Raw genomic sequence first — 18,769 nt, 5'->3', positions numbered from 1 at the left:
ATTAAAAAGGCGTAACACAATGGGCAATAAACCGATGTACCGGCAGATCGCCGATGCGTTCCGCGAGAAGATTAACGCCGGGGAATTAAAACCCGGAGACGCGCTGCCGACGGAATCCAGCCTTCAGGAGGCATTTAACGTTAGCCGTGTCACCGTGCGGCAGGCTTTGAAGCTGCTCGCCGACGAGCAGATCATCGAAAGCATTCAGGGCAGCGGCTCGTATGTAAAAGAGGAGCGGGTGAATTACGATATTTATCAGCTTACCGGCTTTTACGAAAAACTGGCGGATCGCAACGTTGATACGCACAGCGACGTCAGCGTCTTCGAAGTGGTGAAAGCCGATGAGCGGCTCGCGGCAAAACTGGCGCTCAATCCGGATGATAAGGTCTGGCACGTCAAGCGCGTACGCTTCATCAGGGAAAAGCCGGTGAATCTGGAAGAGACATGGATGCCGCTGGCGATGTTCCCCGACCTCACCTGGGAAGTGATGGAACAGTCGAAATACCATTACATTGAGCAGGTCAAAAAGCTGGTTATCGATCGCAGCGAGCAGGAGCTGGTGCCAGTCATGCCATCGGACGAGGCGATTGCCGCCCTGGCGCTCGATCCGGCAAAACCAATTCTTGAAAAAGTTTCCCGCGGCTTCCTAAAAGACGGCCGGGTATTTGAATACAGTCGCAACGTGTTTAATACCGACGACTATAAATTCACTCTGGTGGCTAAACGCAGACAATAAAAAAAGGCCGCTTTACAGCGGCCAACCATGTCGAAACGGACATTTTTTTATACTTCAACGCGCCCCATTCGGGGAGCAGAGAGGACTTACTTAATGATGGATTTCAGTGCTTCACCGATATCCGCCAGGCTGCGAACGGTTTTCACGCCTGCGGCTTCCAGTGCTGCGAATTTCTCATCAGCCGTACCTTTACCGCCAGCGATAATCGCACCCGCGTGACCCATACGTTTGCCTTTCGGCGCGGTCACACCCGCGATGTAACCCACCACCGGCTTGGTCACATGATCTTTGATGTAAGCAGCCGCTTCTTCTTCCGCGCTACCACCGATCTCACCGATCATCACGATCGCTTCGGTCTGTGGATCTTCCTGGAACAGCTTAAGGATGTCGATGAAGTTAGAGCCTGGGATCGGGTCACCGCCGATGCCCACGCAGGTGGACTGGCCGAAGCCGTAATCGGTGGTCTGCTTAACTGCTTCATAGGTCAGGGTACCGGAACGGGACACGATGCCCACTTTGCCCGGTTTGTGAATGTGGCCCGGCATGATGCCGATTTTGCATTCGCCCGGGGTGATAACGCCTGGGCAGTTCGGACCGATCATGCGCACGCCTGCTTCGTCCAGCTTCACCTTCACGGTCAGCATATCCAGCGTCGGGATACCTTCGGTAATGGTGATGATCAGCTTAATGCCTGCGTCGATCGCTTCCAGAATAGAGTCTTTGCAGAACGGCGCTGGAACGTAGATCACGGTCGCGGTTGCGCCCGTCGCTTCTACTGCTTCACGCACGGTGTTGAACACCGGCAGGCCCAGGTGCGTGGTGCCGCCTTTACCTGGGGTTACGCCGCCAACCATCTGCGTACCGTAGGCAATCGCCTGTTCGGAGTGGAAAGCCCCCTGGCTACCGGTGAAGCCCTGGCAGATAACCTTGGTATCTTTATTAATTAAAACGGACATTATTTCCCCTCCACTGCGGCAACAACCTGCTGAGCTGCATCCGTCAGACTTTTCGCTGCAATAATATTCAGGCCGCTGTCAGCCAGTTTTTTCGCGCCGAGTTCAGCGTTATTCCCTTCCAGACGTACAACAACCGGAACGTTAACGCCCACTTCTCCTACCGCGCCGATGATACCGTCGGCGATCAGGTCGCAACGTACGATACCGCCGAAGATGTTCACCAGAACCGCTTTTACATTGCTGTCAGAGAGAATGATTTTGAACGCTTCGGTTACGCGCTCTTTGGTTGCGCCACCGCCCACGTCGAGGAAGTTCGCTGGCTCACCGCCGTGCAGCTTAACGATGTCCATGGTGCCCATTGCCAGGCCCGCACCGTTAACCATGCAGCCGATGTTGCCATCCAGCGCCACGTAGTTCAGCTCCCACTGGGCAGCCTGCGCTTCACGCGGATCTTCCTGAGACTGGTCGCGCATTTCGCGCAGATCCGCCTGGCGGAACAGCGCGTTGCCGTCAGCGCCCAGCTTGCCGTCGAGGCAGATCAGGTCGCCCTGGGTGGTGATCACCAGCGGGTTGATCTCGATCAGCGCCAGATCGCGCTCCAGGAAGATGGTCGCCAGCCCCATGAAGATCTTGGTGAACTGCTGAACCAGCTTGCCTTCCAGACCCAGTTTGAACGCCAGCTCACGACCCTGGTAAGGCATTGGGCCCGCCAGCGGATCGATTGCCACTTTGTGGATCAGGTGCGGGGTCTCTTCCGCCACTTTTTCGATTTCCACGCCGCCTTCGGTAGATGCCATGAACACCACGCGACGGGAGCTACGGTCTACGACTGCGCCGAGGTACAATTCTTTCGCGATGTCGGTTGCCGCTTCAACCAGGATCTGGTTGACCGGCTGGCCATTCGCATCTGTCTGGTAGGTTACCAGACGCTTGCCGAGCCAATGTTCAGCAAACGCACGGATCTCTTCTTTGCTCTTAACAACCTTCACACCGCCCGCTTTACCACGGCCACCAGCGTGAACCTGACATTTAACTACCCACGGGCCGGAACCGATTTTAGATGCGGCTTCTTCTGCTTCACGCGGGGTAGTACAGGCATAACCCACCGGAGCCGGTAAGCCTGACCTGGCAAACAGCTGTTTGGCCTGATATTCATGTAAGTTCATGTGTTCTATCCATCCTTCAGGGTAATCGTTATCTTCAAACCTGTAGACCGGCGCTACGCTTATCCGGCCTACAGGGCAGGTGATGCTAAATAGTTACTAAACGTCCAGCAGCAGACGCGTTGGATCTTCCAGCAGCTCTTTAATGGCAACCAGGAAGCCTACGGACTCGCGGCCGTCGATCAGGCGGTGATCGTATGAGAGCGCCAGGTACATCATCGGCAGGATCTCAACTTTACCGTCTACCGCCATTGGACGATCTTTAATGGCGTGCATACCCAGGATCGCGCTCTGCGGCGGGTTGATGATCGGGGTAGACATCAGCGAGCCGAACACGCCACCGTTGGTAATGGTGAAGTTACCGCCAGTCAGGTCTTCAACGGTCAGCTTGCCGTCGCGGCCTTTCACGGCCAGCTCTTTGATTTTCTTCTCAATGTCAGCCATACCCAGGGTGTCCACATCACGCAGAACCGGGGTGACCAGGCCGCGTGGGGTAGAAACCGCCATGCTGACGTCGAAGTAGTTGTGGTAAACCACGTCATCGCCATCGATAGACGCGTTCACTTCCGGGTAGCGTTTCAGCGCTTCAACTACCGCTTTCACGTAGAAGGACATGAAGCCCAGACGGATACCGTGACGTTTTTCAAACGCGTCACCGTACTGCTTGCGCAGGTCCATGATTGGCTTCATGTTGACTTCGTTGAAGGTGGTCAGCATCGCGGTGGAGTTTTTCGCTTCCAGCAGACGCTCGGCCACGCGCTTGCGAAGGCGGGTCATCGGCACGCGTTTTTCGCTACGTGCGCCAAGAGCTGGCTGTGCCGCTGGTGCTGCCGCAGGGGCTTTCGCTTCCGCTTTCGCCTCTGAAGGCGCTTTTGCCAGATGCTTGTCGATATCTTCGCGAGTCAGACGGCCACCCACGCCGGTACCTTTGATGGCTGCCGGATCGAGGCTGTGCTCAGCCAGCAGGCGACGGATCGCCGGGCTGAGCGCGTCATTAGTTTGCTCTTCCAGAGACGCCTGCTGGCGCTGGGCTGGGGTAGACGCTTTCTCTTCAGATTTCGCGCTGGACTCTTTGCCCGCGCTGTTGCCTTCACGCAGGCGACCCAGGATCTGGCGAGAAGTCACGGTCGTACCTTCGTCTTCCAGGACTGCATCCAGAATGCCATCCGCTGAAGCCGGTACTTCCAGTACCACTTTGTCAGTTTCGATTTCTACCAGCACTTCGTCACGGGTTACCGCGTCGCCTGGTTTTTTGTGCCAGGTGGCGACGGTTGCATCTGCTACGGACTCAGGCAGGTCGGGAACAAGAATATCTACGCTACTCATTATGTATCCTTTAATTAATCGACGTTCAGCGCGTCATTGACCAGATCTTGTTGCTGCTTCTGGTGAACGGACATATACCCTACCGCCGGAGAGGCGGAGGCCGGGCGACCTGCATAACGCAGGGCAGACCCAAATGGAATCACTTCACGGAAATGATGCTGGCTGCAATACCATGCGCCCTGGTTGAGCGGCTCTTCCTGGCACCAGACAAAATCATGAACGTGAGCGTACTGTTTCAGTACTTCCTGCATCGCCTGATGCGGGAACGGATAAAGCTGCTCGATACGCACGATGGCGACATCTTTCTGATCGTTCTTACGGCGCTGTTCCAGCAGGTCGTAATAAACCTTACCAGAACACATTACGACACGCTTAACGGCCTGCGGATCCAGCTCGTCAATTTCACCGATGGCTGGCAGGAAGGTGCCGTTAGCCAGTTCATCCAGGCTCGAAACCGCCAGCGGATGACGCAGCAGGGATTTTGGCGACATGACCACCAGCGGACGGCGCATACCGCGCAGCGCCTGACGACGCAACATGTGGTACACCTGAGCCGGGGTGGACGGCACGCAGACCTGCATGTTCTGCTCGGCGCAGAGTTGCAGATAACGCTCCAGACGCGCGGAGGAGTGCTCCGGCCCTTGTCCTTCATAGCCGTGCGGCAGCAACATCACCAGACCACACATACGGCCCCACTTCTGCTCACCGGAGGAGATGAACTGGTCGATGACGACCTGCGCACCGTTGGCGAAGTCACCGAACTGCGCTTCCCAGATAGTCAGGGTGCGGGGTTCTGCGGTGGCGTAGCCGTATTCGAAGGCCAGAACCGCTTCTTCTGACAGCACGGAGTCCCAGACCTTGAACTGGCCCTGACCGTTATGCACGTGCTGAAGCGGAGTATAGGTTGAACCGTTAGACTGGTTGTGTACAACCGCATGACGGTGGAAGAAGGTGCCACGACCCGCATCTTCACCGGACAGACGAACCGGAATACCTTCGTCAACCAGCGTCGCATAGGCCAGCGTTTCCGCGCCGCCCCAGTCGAACAGCTTCTCACCCGCCGCCATGGCCTGGCGGTCGCCATAGATCTTGGCCACGCGGGATTGCATCTCGATCGCTTCCGGCACGGTGCTGATGCGTTTAGCCAGCTCCTGCAAACGCTTCATCTCAACCTTGTTCGGGTAGCTCTCGTCCCACTCGTGGTTGAGGTACGGCGACCAGGTAAAGGAGTGCATGTTCATTGGGCGCAGCTCTTTGACCACGCATTCACCCGCGTCCAGCGCGTCGCGATAAAGATTGACCATTTCGGTCGCATCTTCCAGCGTCGCCACTTTTTCGCTTTCCAGCTTGTCAGCATAGATTTTACGCGGCGTCGGGTGTTTTTTGATTTTCTGGTACATCAGCGGCTGGGTTGCACTTGGCTCATCCGCTTCGTTGTGGCCGTGACGGCGGTAGCAGAAGAGGTCAATGAACACGTCGCGCTTAAAGGTGTTACGGAAGTCCAGCGCCAGACGGGTAACGAAAGCAACGGCTTCCGGGTCATCCGCGTTTACGTGGAAGATTGGCGCCTGAACCATTTTACCGATGTCGGTGCAGTACGGGGTAGAACGCGCATCCAGCGGGTTAGAGGTGGTGAAGCCCACCTGGTTGTTGATTACGATGCGAACGGTACCGCCCACTTCATAACCACGCGCTTTCGACATGTTCAGGGTTTCCTGAACCACGCCCTGCCCTGTGACTGCCGCATCACCGTGAATGGTGATTGGCAGCACTTTATTGCTGCTCGGCTCGTCCAGACGATCCAGACGCGCACGCACGGAACCGATAACCACCGGACTGACGATTTCCAGGTGCGACGGGTTAAACGCCAGCGCCAGGTGAACCTGACCGCCCTCGGTTTCGATATCTGACGAGAAGCCCATGTGATACTTCACGTCACCGGTGCCGAGGTGCTCTTTATGTTTACCCGCAAATTCGTCGAACAGATCCTGCGGTTTTTTACCCAGCACGTTAACCAGCACGTTCAGACGGCCACGGTGCGCCATGCCCAGCACCACTTCGCGCGTGCCGCTCTTACCGGCATGACGAATCAGCTCTTTCAGCATCGGGACTAACGCATCGCCGCCCTCCAGTGAGAAGCGTTTTGCGCCCGGGAATTTCGCGCCCAGATAGCGCTCAAGGCCTTCGGCTGCCGTCAGTTCGCTCAGGAAACGTTTTTTCTCGTCTGCTGAGAAATTCGCGTGACCCGCCACGGATTCGATACGCTGCTGGATCCAGCGTTTCTCTTCGGTGGAGGTAATGTGCATATATTCCGCGCCGATGGAGCCGCAGTAGGTTTGCTTGAGCGCATCAATCAGATCGCCCAGCTTCATCGTGTCTTTGCCGATGGCAAAGGAACCTACGTTAAAGCTTTCCTGGAAATCGGCCTCGGTCAGATCGTGATAAGCCGGATCGAGATCCGCTACACGTTCCTGCTGCCACAGTCCCAGCGGATCGAGATTCGCATGCTGGTGACCACGGAAGCGATAAGCGTTGATAAGCTGCAGGACTTTTACCTGCTTCGCATTGGTGTCAGGGTCGGAAATCGCAGAAGAGTAACGTGAGGCATCCTTCGCCAGACGACGGAAATAATCACGTGTTTTTGAATGGAATTGATCCGGTTTGACCCCTGTACCAGGCAACTGCTGGAACATGGAACGCCAGTTTGCGTCCACTGAGTCAGGATCGGTTAAGAAGTCTTCATAGAGCTGTTCTATCCAGCTCTGGTTTGAACCAGAGAGGTAAGAAGAGTCCAGCCAGGCTTTCATTGCGCCGTTCTGCATCGTGATCCCTTAAGCATTTTTATGCTTACTTTCGCCGTAGAAACTACCACGCACACCACGTGTACGTGCCGGGGTTCACCTGCGAGCTCTTTTCATTTGGCCCGCGAAGGAACCTTTAGAAACTGTCTAAACTTCAGGGCAGTTTTTAAAGGTTTCTGCAATTTGCCCGGTGGCGCTACGCTTACCGGGCCTACTGTTACGTAGGCCGGATAAGCGCAGCGCCATCCGGCGTTGTTACTTACGCACTGCGCTGCAACAACATCGACTTAATATGGCCGATGGCGCGCGTCGGGTTCAGCCCCTTAGGACACACACTGACGCAGTTCATGATGCTATGGCAGCGGAATACGCTGAAAGCGTCACTTAACCCTTCCAGACGAGTCTCGGTTTCGGTATCGCGGCTGTCGATCAGGAAGCGATAGGCAGCCAGCAGACCCGCAGGGCCGATAAATTTATCCGGGTTCCACCAGAATGACGGGCATGACGTTGAACAGCATGCACAGAGAATACACTCGTACAACCCATCGAGTTTTTCACGCTGCTCAGGCGACTGTAAGTGCTCGCGAGCGGGTGGATTTTGCCCATTATTCAATAAGTAAGGCTTAATCTTCTCATATTGTGCATAGAATTGCCCCATGTCCACCACCAAATCACGCACGACCGGCAGGCCAGGCAGAGGACGGATGACAATTTTCTGGCCTGCACGCTGTAGCGCTGAAATTGGCGTGATACAGGCCAGACCGTTTTTGCCGTTCATGTTTACACCGTCAGAGCCACATACCCCTTCACGGCAGGAGCGGCGGAACGACAGCGTAGGATCTTTTTCTTTCAGCTGGATTAAAGCATCCAGCAGCATCATGTCACGACCTTCTTCCGCTTCGAGGGTGTAATCCTGCATACGCGGAGCATCGTCTACATCCGGGTTATAACGATAAACTGAGAATTCGAGTTTCATTATCCTGTCTCCGCATTAGTAAGTACGAATCTTCGGCGGGAACGCCGGACGCAGTTTCGGTTCCATGTTAACGCTACGACGCGTCATGGTTTCCGACTCTGGCAGATACAGGGAATGGCACAGCCAGTTTTCGTCATCACGATCCGGGAAGTCGAAGCGGCTATGGGCGCCACGGCTTTCGGTACGGAAGTTTGCCGACATCGCGGTCGCGAACGCGGTTTCCATCAGGTTATCCAGCTCCAGGCACTCAACGCGCTGGGTGTTGAACTCGCTCGAGGTATCGTCCAGACGGGCATTCTTCAGACGCTCGCGGATCGCTTTCAGCTGCTCCAGCCCTTTGGCCATTGCGTCACCTTCACGGAATACCGAGAAGTTGTGCTGCATACACTCTTGCAGCGCTTTACGGATTTCCACCGGATCTTCCCCGTTACGGTTGCCGTTCCAGCGGTTGAGGCGCTCAAGAGAGGCATCAATTTCGTCGTCGGTCGCATCACGCAACGCGCCCTGCTCGGCAATAGATTCCTGGAGATGCAGCCCCACCGCACGGCCAAATACCACCAGGTCCAGCAGGGAGTTGCCGCCCAGACGGTTTGCGCCGTGGACGGATACGCAGGCAATTTCGCCTACCGCGAACAGACCAGGGATGACCACGTCTTCACCCTGCTCGTTCACGGTCAGCGCCTGACCGGTCACTTTGGTCGGAATACCGCCCATCATGTAGTGACAGGTTGGGATAACCGGAATCGGCTCTTTCACCGGGTCGACGTGGGCGAAGGTGCGGGACAGTTCCAGAATGCCCGGCAGACGGGATTCCAGCACTTCTTTACCCAGATGGTCGAGTTTCAGCTTCGCGTGCGGGCCCCAAGGGCCGTCGCAGCCGCGGCCTTCACGGATTTCGATCATGATGGAACGCGCCACCACGTCACGACCCGCCAGGTCTTTCGCATTCGGGGCATAACGCTCCATAAAGCGCTCGCCATGTTTATTCAGCAGATAGCCACCTTCACCACGGCAGCCTTCTGTCACCAGCACGCCCGCACCGGCGATACCGGTTGGGTGGAACTGCCACATCTCCATGTCCTGCACCGGCACGCCAGCGCGGATAGCCATCCCAACGCCGTCACCGGTGTTGATGTGGGCGTTGGTAGTGGACTGATAGATACGACCTGCGCCGCCGGTGGCCAGCACGGTTGCGCGCGCTTTGAAATAGACCACTTCACCAGTTTCAATGCACAGTGCGGTACAACCCACCACCGCGCCATCGGCGTTTTTCACCAGATCCAACGCATACCACTCGGAGAAGATGGTGGTGTGGTTTTTCAGGTTTTGCTGATAAAGGGTGTGCAGCAAAGCGTGACCGGTACGGTCAGCCGCTGCTGCGGTACGTGCCGCCTGTTCGCCGCCGAAGTTTTTCGACTGGCCGCCAAACGGACGCTGATAGATGGTGCCATTTTCCAGACGGGAGAAAGGCAGACCCATGTGGTCCAGCTCCAGAATCGCTTCCGGGCCGGTTTTACACATATATTCGATGGCATCCTGGTCGCCGATGTAGTCGGAACCTTTTACCGTATCGTACATGTGCCATTCCCAGTTATCTTCATGGGAATTACCCAGCGCAACGGTGATACCGCCCTGCGCAGACACAGTGTGGGAACGGGTCGGGAATACTTTAGAGAGCAGCGCACAGGTCTGGCCGCTCTGGGAAATTTGCAGTGCGGCGCGCATACCTGCGCCACCCGCACCAATCACAACAGCATCAAATTCTCTGACTGGCAGTTTCATTACACACCCCACACCACAACAAATCCATAAATGACGTAAACCAGCAGAGCAACAACAATAATCAGTTGCAGCGGAAGGCGAATCGCCAGCGGTTTAACGTAATCGGTCAACACCTGCCACATGCCAATCCAGGCATGAATAAGGATGGAGAACAGGGCCAGCAGGGTGAACACTTTGGTGAAGGCCGATCCGAAGAAACCACTCCAGATTTCCCACGTCAGTGTGCCGCTAGTGGCGAAGAAACCGATCATATAGATGATGTAGAGCGTGAGGACGATGGCGGTAGCGCGGACCAGGATGAAGTCATGTACGCCGTTGCGTCCTAATGCGGAGGCGTTGCTTACCATACGAGAACTCCTGCGAGAAGTGAAAGCACGACAGTGATCACAAATGAAATGTTAGCGGTACGTTTACCGGCCTCGAACGTCTCTTCCAGGTAGCCAAAGTCCATCAGCATATGGCGAACGCCGCCAACCACGTGATAGGCCAGCGCGGTCAGAATGCCCCACATGATAAATTTCACGAAGAAGCTGTTCATGATGGCTGAGGCCTGGAGGAATCCTTCAGGAGATGAGAGGCTGGTTCCCAGTAACCACAGCAAGATACCAACCGCCACAAACGTAATCACACCAGAAACACGGTGCAGAATGGACGCTATTGCTGTTACAGGGAATCGGATCGTTTTGAGATCCAGATTGACAGGTCTTTGTTTTTTCACATTTCTTATCATGAATAACGCCCACATGCTGTTCTTATTGTTTCCTTCCTCCGGACTGCGATGCGGGTCAGACAGCGTTCCTTTTCTATAACTGCGCGTCATGCAAAACATTGCTTCCAAATGCTAAAACGACACGTTACAACGCTGGGTGGCTCGGGATTGCAGGGTGTTCCGGAGACCTGGCGGCAGTATAGGCCGTTCACAAAATCATTACAATTAACCTACATACAGTTTGTTGGGTTTTCTCTGGAACAGTGATCGGGGTCACGATAACAACATCTTTTTAATTTTTAATCATCTGATTTGACAAATGTTAAACAATATTGTTACAAACGTCATCAGAAAAGGCATATAATGCGCAAAAGTTATGAGGTCTCTCTTTCACCTGACAAATAGTTATGTAACAGTGTGATGGTATTGACCGAAGTTATCAGGACAGTTATTAGTGATATACAGGTTTGAATAATTCGGACTGCAAAAACGCTGATTTGCTGTTGTTTCACTGATATTTCATTCGTTTACCTGCAAGGCGCCATAGCTCTGTACCCTGGTTTCTCCTCGTGAGCTGAGCGGTAAGCCAAATAACAATCTGGTAACGATGATTAACAGCTGAAAGCAAATCCGGTAAAGCGCAGTCTTAAGCATAAGGCGCTAAGGAGACCGTAAATGGCTGATACAAAGGCAAAACTCACCCTAAATGGTGATGATGCTATTGAACTGGATGTGCTAAAAGGCACGCTCGGTCAGGATGTTATTGATATCCGTACGCTGGGTTCCAAAGGGGTATTCACCTTTGACCCTGGATTCACCTCCACCGCATCTTGCGAATCCAAAATCACCTACATTGACGGTGACGAAGGTATCCTGCTCCATCGCGGCTTCCCCATCGATCAGTTAGCCACCGAATCCAACTATCTGGAAGTGTGCTACATCCTGCTGAACGGCGAAAAACCGACGCAGGCCCAGTACGATGAATTTAAAACCACCGTGACCCGTCACACCATGATCCATGAGCAGATTACCCGTCTGTTCCATGCGTTCCGTCGTGACTCTCATCCGATGGCGGTCATGTGCGGTATTACCGGTGCGCTGGCGGCGTTCTACCACGATTCTCTGGACGTGAATAACCCACGTCACCGTGATATCGCGGCGTTCCGTCTGCTGTCCAAAATGCCTACTATGGCGGCGATGTGTTACAAATACTCTATCGGTCAGCCGTTTGTGTATCCACGCAACGACCTCTCCTACGCAGGTAACTTCCTGCGCATGATGTTCTCTACGCCGTGTGAAGAGTATGAAGTGAACCCGGTGCTGGAACGCGCGATGGACCGTATTCTGATCCTGCACGCTGACCACGAACAGAACGCCTCGACCTCTACCGTCCGTACCGCGGGCTCTTCCGGCGCGAACCCGTTCGCCTGTATCGCTGCGGGTATCGCCTCCCTGTGGGGACCGGCGCACGGCGGCGCGAACGAAGCAGCACTGAAGATGCTGGAAGAGATCAGCTCCGTTGAGCACATTCCTGAGTTCGTGCGCCGCGCGAAAGACAAGAATGACTCCTTCCGTCTGATGGGCTTCGGTCACCGTGTTTACAAAAACTACGACCCGCGCGCGACCGTTATGCGTGAGACCTGCCACGAAGTGCTGAAAGAGCTGGGCACCAAAGATGATCTGCTGGAAGTGGCGATGGAGCTGGAACACATCGCGCTGAACGACCCGTACTTCATCGAGAAGAAACTCTACCCGAACGTCGATTTCTACTCTGGCATTATTCTGAAAGCGATGGGCATTCCGTCTTCCATGTTCACCGTAATCTTCGCCATGGCGCGTACCGTGGGCTGGATTGCGCACTGGAACGAAATGCACAGCGAAGGCATGAAAATCGCGCGTCCTCGTCAGCTGTATACCGGCTACGAGCAGCGTGATTTTAAGTCTGACATTAAGCGCTAAAAAACACGCCCGGCGGCGCTTCGCTTGCCGGGCCTACAAGTGCGAGATGTAGGCCGGGTAAGGCGTAGCCACCACCCGGCTTTTTTACATCTGGCACCCAGGACACCAGTAAAACGGCCTGGAAGAGATCGTCGCCTTCTCAATCACCCCGCCGCACCGCTCACACTTTTTACCTGCCCGATGAAACACCTTGAAGCGGAACAGCGCCCCGTGATGCTTGTTCTCATCCACCACGCCGCGCGTGTTGTACGACAGCCGTGGAATATCCAGTAACGCGTGGGACAGCGCCTCCAGCTGTTCATCGCTCAGCTGCGACGCTTTGCGCTGCGGCGCCAGCCCCACTTCCCAGAGGATCTCCACCCGCAGGTAGTTTCCCAGCCCCGCCAGAAATGCCTGATCGAGCAACAGCCCGGAAAACTGCCGGTTGCGGAATGTGGGCGATAACAGCCGGGCTTTCACATCGCTTGCCGTCAGGCGCATATCCAGCACGTCCGGCCCAACCCGCTGTAAGAACGGGTGCGTGAGCAACTGCTCCGGCGTTAACATTTCGATATCAGAAGCGCTATAGAGTAGGATCGCCTTATCCGCCGTTTGTAGCCGCACGCGCAGCACGCGGGTCGTTTGCGGCTGCTCGTCCGCCTTTACCACCCGCCAGACGCCGTAAAGCTGATTGTGGCTATATAACGTAAGGTTATGGGAAAAGTGGGTGAGCAACGCTTTGCCGCGCGTTTCAATGTGGGTCACCGTCTGTCCCACCAGCTCTGTTTCAAACGGTTTGAGTTGAGGAAAGGCAAACCAGACGTGTGTCAGAGGTTTGCCCTTTATCGCCGCCTCCAGGCTATCCGCCGCGCGGCGGATCTCCGGACCTTCTGGCATGTTATTGTCCTTTCATGATTATTCTGCGCTGACAACAATGCCCTCTTCCGAGAACGCCGCCCGCAGGCGTCGTGCAAACTGGAGCGCATGCTCGCCGTCACCGTGTAAGCACACCGTATCAGCCTGAACGTTTGCCGTTGTACCCTCCGTTGAGGTTACTCGCCCGAAGCGCACCATCTCCAGCGTCTGCGCCAGCGCTTTACCTTCGTCGGTGATCAGCGCACCGGCCTGCGTACGCGGAACCAGGCTGCCGTCCGGCAGGTATCCCCGATCGGCAAACACTTCCTGCCGCGTAGTCAGCCCCAGCCGTTCGCCGGCACGGATAAGCTCGCTGCCCGCCAGGCCCACCAGAATCAGACGCGGATTGCAGTCCCGTACCGCGCGAGCAATGGCGTCTGCCAGCGCCGGATCTTTCGCCGCCTGGTTATAGAGCATGCCGTGCGGCTTGACGTGACGCAACACGCCCTTCTCAGCGCGCACTATCGCCTCCAGGGCGCCGATCTGGTAGAGCATTTGCGCGTAAACCGTCTCAGGCGGCAGATCCATCGCCGTGCGACCAAAGTTTTCCCGGTCCGGAAAGCTGGGGTGAGCGCCTATCGCCACGCCGTTTTTCATGGCATTGCGCACGCTCGCCAGCATGGTCTGCGCATCGCCGGCATGAAACCCACAGGCGATGTTCACCGAGGAGACCAGCGTCATCAGCGCCGCATCGGCGCTGCTGCCCTCCCCCAGATCGGCGTTTAAATCAATCTTTACCATCGAGCCTCCACGCCAGCTGTTCGAGATAACGCTGCTGATCCTGACGGGCTTTCAGCGCCTCCTCCAGCGAACACTGCACAAAATGAATTGGCTGACCGAGAGGAATTTGCGCCAGATGGTAGCGATCCGCTTCGATAATGCAGGCAATACGCGGATATCCTCCCGTGGTTTGCGCATCGTTCATCAGTACGATAGGCTGGCCGTTGCCCGGCACCTGAATCACCCCCGGCAACAGACCATGGGAAAGCAGCTCCCGGTCAGTCGTGCGGGTCAGCGGCTGGCCCTGAAGCCGGTAACCCATGCGGTTACTCTGCGGGCTGATCTTCCATGGCGAGCGCCAGAAAGACTCTTTTGAGGCCTCATCGAACTCATGATATTCCGGCCCCGGCAGGGCGCGGATCAGGTTCCCCCACAACAGCTGCTTCACGCCCTGCGTGGTGGTGAAATGGCGCGCTGATGGCTTAATCGCCAGGCGATCGCCGTCGCGCAGCAGCCGTCCTTCATGTCCGCCCATTCCCGCTTTCTGGTCGGTGCTGGATGAGCCCAGCACCTCCGGCACGTCGATACCTCCCGCCACCGCAAGATAGCTGCGCACGCCGTGCAGAGGACGCTTGAGCGTCAGACGCTGTCCGGCTTTCGCCCGCAGGCGCCAGCCGGTCCACACCGCTTTGCCGTCCAGCGTCGCGTCACAGCCCGCGCCGGTTAAGGCAAACCAGGTTTCCTGACCAAACTCAATCACGCACTGACCCAGCGTAATTTCTAACGCCGCCGTGCTGCCGGCGTTGCCTACCAGCAGGTTGGCAATCTCCAGCGAGGGACGATCAAGCGCACCGCAGTAGCTCACGCCCGACTGACGCAGGCCAAAGCGCCCGGTATCCTGTACCGAGGTGTAAAGCCCTGCGCGAATAAGCGTTAACATATCCCCTCCTTTTGCGGGATAAAGCGCAGGGTATCCCCCGGACGCAGGAGTATGGGCGCGTCCTGGCCTGGTTCAAATAACGGCGTGGACGTGTGCCCGATAAGCTGCCAGCCTCCCGGCGAGGCGAGCGGATAAATTCCCGTTTGCTCACCACCAATCGCCACGCTGCCCGCCGGTACGCTCAGGCGTGGCTCAGCCCGGCGCGGCGTATGCAACTGGGGCGATAACCCGCCCAGATAGGGGAAACCCGGCTGAAATCCCAAAAACCAGACGACATAGTCGACTGAGCTATGCAACTCCACAACCTGCTTCTCCGTTAATCCACAGTGTTCGGCCACGACGCCAAGGTCGGGGCCTCCCTTGCCGCCATAGACAACCGGGATCTCAATCGTCCGCGATTCCGGCTCCAGCGCCTCGCTCTCCTCCCACCAGCGTTGCAGGCGCTCAATGGCATCCAGCGCCCCCGTGTGCGGATCACGCAGCACCACGGTGATATTATTCATACCCGGAATAGCTTCAACCACGCCAGGTAGCTCGGGCAGTCGTTGAGCCAGACGCCAGATACGCTTTTGCGTGGCAAGCGTCACCGGAGGCTCAAGTTCCAGAACCACTGCGGTTTCACCCAGAAGATAACAACGCGCTCGCTGCACTTAACTACCTCTCATCAGGCCGGATTAGGGATATCAATAAACGTCACATCCAGATCGGTATTTTCCGTCAGCCACTCGCTGAGGGCGCGGATGCCGCCACGCTCGGTGGCGTGATGGCCTGCCGCGTAAAAATGCAGGCCTTGTTCACGGGCAGAGTGAATGGTCTGCTCGGAAACCTCGCCGGTAATGAAGGCGTCGACACCGAAACGCGCCGCGCTATCAATAAAGCCCTGGCCGCCGCCGGTGCACCATGCCACGCGCTTCACGGTATCCGGCCCGGTGTCGCCGCACCACAGCGGACGACGCCCCAGGCGTGCTTCGATCCACGATGCCAGCTCCAGACCCGGAACCGGCATCGACAGTTCACCCCACGGCACCAGGGGTTCAATTTCGCCCATCACGGTAATCCCCAGCAGCTGCGCAAGCTGAACGTTATTCCCCAGTTCAGGATGCGCATCGAGCGGCAGGTGATAGCCGTACAGGTTGATGTCATTCGCCAGCAGCGTTTTGAGACGGTTGCGCTTCATGCCGCGAATAATCGGTGATTCGTTTTTCCAGAAATAACCGTGATGGACAATCACCGCGTCGGCTTCCTGACGCACCGCCTCATCCAGCAGCGCCTGGCTTGCCGTTACGCCGGTGATGATTTTTTGCACCGTCTCGCGACCCTCCACCTGTAAGCCATTCGGACCGTAGTCGCTAAACGAGGCGGTGTTGAGTTTTTCGTTAATCAGGCGTTCCAGTTCACTGTTTTTCATCATCATTCTCTCAAACTTTTCGGGCGGTTTCGTACGCCGCCAGCGTGGCGACGCGCGCCTGTTTATGGTCGACAATGGGACGGGGATAGTTCAGGGTAACACGCTGTTTATCCGCCCATGCCCAGGGTTCATGAATGGCTTTGGCGGGGACATCCTTAAGTTCAGGCAGCCAGCGACGGATAAACTCGCCGTCGACGTCAAATCGTTGTCCCTGCGTGGTCGGATTAAAGATCCGAAAATAGGGAGCCGCATCCGTGCCGGTGGAGGCCGCCCACTGCCAGCCGCCGTTATTCGCCGCCAGATCGCCATCGATCAGCTGAGAGATAAAATAACGCTCTCCGGTTCGCCAGTCGATAAGCAGATCCTTTACCAGGAAGCTGGCGGTAATCATACGCAGACGGTTATGCATCCACCCGGTTTCATTGAGCTGCCGCATAGCCGCATCAACAATCGGGAAGCCGGTGAGCCCACGCTGCCATGCCTTCAGCAGCTTATCATTCGACTGCCACTGTACCTTATCGGTCCAACGAATGAAGGGGCGATGTTTACATAAATCAGGATGATACGTCATCAGATGGCGATAAAACTCACGCCAGATCAGTTCGTTCAGCCACACTGCGCCCGCCCCCCCGTCTACCGCCTGAGGCTGTTCCGCCAGTAGCCGATGTAAACACTGGCGCGGGGAGAGCGCGCCCAGCGCTAAACAGGCCGACAGGCGGCTGGTGCCTTCAATCGCTGGAAAATCCCGCCGCGCCTCGTAATCCGCCGCCCCCTGCGCGCAGAACTGACGCAACCGGGCGATAGCCGCTTTCTCGCTGGCGGGGAATACCGTTTCATCAAACGACTGCTGGGGATAATTCAGCCTGATGTCCTGCAGATCCGTTATCGTTTCCCCTCTTATGGCCGGGGCGGGAACGCATTCTGGCAGCCCCTCTTTCAGGCGTTTGATAAAAGCATTTTTAAACGGCGTGAAAACTTTATACATTTCGTGACTGCCGGTCATCACGCTGCCCGGTGCGAGCATCACGCTGTCATCAAAGCCTTCACAGACCACGCCCGTAAGGTTTTTCTCCAGCTGACGATCCCGCTGCTGCTCGTTAAATTCATACTGGTAGTTGTAAAAAAGACGCGTTACCGCGTGCTGCTTACAGATTGCCTGCACCATCTCAAGCTGTGCGGCAAAATCATGGGCCTCTTTATAGATCAGCAGAATGCCTTTTTCGGCCAGTGAATGTTGCAGGTCATTCAGATACGCGCTGAGTAATGCCGCTTGCCGGGGCGCCATGTCATGCTGCCGCCACTGTTCAGGCGTGGCGATAAACAGGGCCAGCACATTCGCGTCTTTAGCGCGGCAGGCGGCCGCGAGAGCGAAGTTGTCGTGAATGCGTAAATCCGCGCGAAACCAAACCAGATGGGTGGGCATAAAACTCCAGGCAATTGTCCATTATGTCCGTAAGGGCATGCCGTAAAAGGAAAAAGGCACGCATTGAACTACTTTGCCATGAAGTGTAGACGGGATGAAATAAAAAAGGCCGCCCGAGGCGGCCTTAACGCTACTTGTCCTGCGCTATCGGGGTAAAGGCAATAAACACATCCGGTTTATCACTCTTTACAACGAGTGCGCTGGCGACAATGAACGCGATGCATAAATAGCGTTTCACTATGCGGTCCCTGCTGCTAACCGCTCCACCTATCACCACCGGTGATAAATCGGTGGACACAAGCCCGGGTAGGCGCGCTGCTTTACGGCTATGGATACACCTTTCCCAGGACCGATGCCCATTTGCGAGATGGCGGAAAGGGACGTGGCATCATAATTAACACCAACGCCAAAAGTAAGTTATTTCAGTAAAATTAGGAATTTATAAAGGTGAAGTGGATTGCGAACTTTTTAAAGAAGGGTATGATAAAAATCCCGGGTAGGGGCTGCAAGATTACCCAACGGACCGCGAATCCCGAGGGACAAAAAAACCGCCACTTTGCTGTAGGCGGTTTTTTTATGGCTACGATGTCACACCGTATCAGTAGAAATCGCAGGTTGCTTTCTCGGCCTGATCCATCCACACCGGCTTTTCGCTGGTTTTCGCCCAGACGCGGTGCAGATAGCTGTAAAAACGTGCGCGATCTTTCCAGAACAGCATCACCGGCAGGGCCAGCACGCCAGCCACTACGGCGAAAGTGCGACGCATGAACACGATATGAGCCGGATACTCTTTATAAAGATCCATATTTTTCTCCCCTGTAGTTGGCCGGAAACCGTCTCCGGAAAATGTGAAATCTGTGACCTGGTTAAAATAATACCGCTTTGTTTGTAATTTTACTACTCATCCGACCACTTATTTTCATCCATTTCGTGAATGTTTACATTCACGCCTGTAATTAAGTTACAAAAAAGTTAA

17 protein-coding genes are annotated in these 18,769 nt (G+C 55.8%); 2 read left to right on the top strand and 15 right to left on the bottom strand.

Annotated features, from left to right (window positions below; all coding sequences use genetic code 11):
- The first annotated feature begins 19 nt into the window (after nucleotides 1-19).
- Nucleotides 20-736 (top strand): GntR family transcriptional regulator, encoded by a 717-nt coding sequence (locus tag ACQG11_RS16785; RefSeq protein ID WP_022647465.1) that lies wholly within the window; start codon nucleotides 20-22, stop codon nucleotides 734-736.
- 86 nt (nucleotides 737-822) lie between these two features.
- Here ACQG11_RS16785 and sucD read toward each other — a convergent pair whose 3' ends face one another.
- The 8 genes from sucD to sdhC form a co-directional block, all read right to left on the bottom strand.
- Nucleotides 823-1,692, bottom strand: coding sequence for a succinate--CoA ligase subunit alpha (gene sucD, locus ACQG11_RS16780; protein ID WP_426728598.1), 870 nt, complete (start codon nucleotides 1,690-1,692; stop codon nucleotides 823-825).
- Complete coding sequence (sucC, locus tag ACQG11_RS16775) at nucleotides 1,692-2,858, bottom strand: ADP-forming succinate--CoA ligase subunit beta (RefSeq protein WP_022647464.1); 1,167 nt, start codon at nucleotides 2,856-2,858, stop codon at nucleotides 1,692-1,694. The genes sucD and sucC overlap by 1 nt, the downstream gene beginning before the upstream one ends.
- Before the next feature lie 96 nt (nucleotides 2,859-2,954).
- Complete coding sequence (odhB, locus tag ACQG11_RS16770) at nucleotides 2,955-4,181, bottom strand: 2-oxoglutarate dehydrogenase complex dihydrolipoyllysine-residue succinyltransferase (RefSeq protein WP_023299612.1); 1,227 nt, start codon at nucleotides 4,179-4,181, stop codon at nucleotides 2,955-2,957.
- Nucleotides 4,182-4,195: 14 nt separating this feature from the next.
- Nucleotides 4,196-7,003, bottom strand: a complete 2,808-nt coding sequence (gene sucA, locus ACQG11_RS16765; RefSeq protein WP_022647462.1) for a 2-oxoglutarate dehydrogenase E1 component — start codon at nucleotides 7,001-7,003, stop codon at nucleotides 4,196-4,198.
- 238 nt (nucleotides 7,004-7,241) lie between these two features.
- Nucleotides 7,242-7,958 carry a succinate dehydrogenase iron-sulfur subunit gene (locus ACQG11_RS16760; RefSeq protein ID WP_426728597.1) on the bottom strand — a complete coding sequence of 239 codons (717 nt, stop codon included), beginning with the start codon at nucleotides 7,956-7,958 and terminating at the stop codon, nucleotides 7,242-7,244.
- Nucleotides 7,959-7,973: 15 nt separating this feature from the next.
- Nucleotides 7,974-9,740, bottom strand: coding sequence for a succinate dehydrogenase flavoprotein subunit (gene sdhA / locus ACQG11_RS16755; RefSeq protein ID WP_003858619.1), 1,767 nt, complete (start codon nucleotides 9,738-9,740; stop codon nucleotides 7,974-7,976).
- On the bottom strand, nucleotides 9,740-10,087 hold the full coding sequence (gene sdhD / locus ACQG11_RS16750; RefSeq protein ID WP_003858621.1) for a succinate dehydrogenase membrane anchor subunit: 348 nt from the start codon (nucleotides 10,085-10,087) through the stop codon (nucleotides 9,740-9,742). The genes sdhA and sdhD overlap by 1 nt, the downstream gene beginning before the upstream one ends.
- Nucleotides 10,081-10,485, bottom strand: coding sequence for a succinate dehydrogenase cytochrome b556 subunit (sdhC, locus tag ACQG11_RS16745; protein WP_026080740.1), 405 nt, complete (start codon nucleotides 10,483-10,485; stop codon nucleotides 10,081-10,083). Before sdhC ends, sdhD begins: the two co-directional genes overlap by 7 nt.
- 639 nt (nucleotides 10,486-11,124) lie before the next feature.
- On the opposite strand from sdhC, the gene ACQG11_RS16740 reads away from it, so the two are divergent.
- On the top strand, nucleotides 11,125-12,408 hold the full coding sequence (locus ACQG11_RS16740) for a citrate synthase (protein ID WP_006809584.1): 1,284 nt from the start codon (nucleotides 11,125-11,127) through the stop codon (nucleotides 12,406-12,408).
- A gap of 84 nt (nucleotides 12,409-12,492) precedes the next feature.
- Here ACQG11_RS16740 and nei read toward each other — a convergent pair whose 3' ends face one another.
- From nei to ACQG11_RS16705, 7 genes are all read right to left on the bottom strand, one after another.
- A complete protein-coding gene (gene nei / locus ACQG11_RS16735) occupies nucleotides 12,493-13,284 on the bottom strand; it encodes an endonuclease VIII (protein WP_320684400.1) in 792 nt (263 codons plus the stop codon).
- A gap of 18 nt (nucleotides 13,285-13,302) precedes the next feature.
- On the bottom strand, nucleotides 13,303-14,043 hold the full coding sequence (gene pxpA, locus ACQG11_RS16730; RefSeq protein WP_022647459.1) for a 5-oxoprolinase subunit PxpA: 741 nt from the start codon (nucleotides 14,041-14,043) through the stop codon (nucleotides 13,303-13,305).
- The gene (pxpC, locus tag ACQG11_RS16725; protein ID WP_320684401.1) at nucleotides 14,030-14,962 is read right to left on the bottom strand and encodes a 5-oxoprolinase subunit PxpC; all 933 of its coding nucleotides are present in this window, start codon (nucleotides 14,960-14,962) and stop codon (nucleotides 14,030-14,032) included. The genes pxpA and pxpC overlap by 14 nt, the downstream gene beginning before the upstream one ends.
- Nucleotides 14,956-15,612 carry a 5-oxoprolinase subunit PxpB gene (pxpB, locus tag ACQG11_RS16720; RefSeq protein ID WP_022647457.1) on the bottom strand — a complete coding sequence of 219 codons (657 nt, stop codon included), beginning with the start codon at nucleotides 15,610-15,612 and terminating at the stop codon, nucleotides 14,956-14,958. Before pxpB ends, pxpC begins: the two co-directional genes overlap by 7 nt.
- Nucleotides 15,613-15,626: 14 nt before the next feature.
- Nucleotides 15,627-16,370, bottom strand: coding sequence for a type 2 GTP cyclohydrolase I (locus ACQG11_RS16715; protein WP_003858635.1), 744 nt, complete (start codon nucleotides 16,368-16,370; stop codon nucleotides 15,627-15,629).
- Between the two features lie 10 nt (nucleotides 16,371-16,380).
- Nucleotides 16,381-17,793, bottom strand: coding sequence for a deoxyribodipyrimidine photo-lyase (phrB, locus tag ACQG11_RS16710; protein WP_426728596.1), 1,413 nt, complete (start codon nucleotides 17,791-17,793; stop codon nucleotides 16,381-16,383).
- A gap of 598 nt (nucleotides 17,794-18,391) precedes the next feature.
- Nucleotides 18,392-18,598 (bottom strand): YbfA family protein, encoded by a 207-nt coding sequence (locus ACQG11_RS16705; RefSeq protein WP_014069366.1) that lies wholly within the window; start codon nucleotides 18,596-18,598, stop codon nucleotides 18,392-18,394.
- Nucleotides 18,599-18,769: the final 171 nt, after the last annotated feature.

The sequence above is a fragment of the Enterobacter cloacae complex sp. 372C4 genome (assembly GCF_050030615.1).
Lineage (GTDB): Bacteria > Pseudomonadota > Gammaproteobacteria > Enterobacterales > Enterobacteriaceae > Enterobacter > Enterobacter intestinihominis.
The sequence above is the reverse complement of the archived record's forward strand: the minus strand, read 5'-3'. Positions and strand labels throughout refer to the sequence as shown.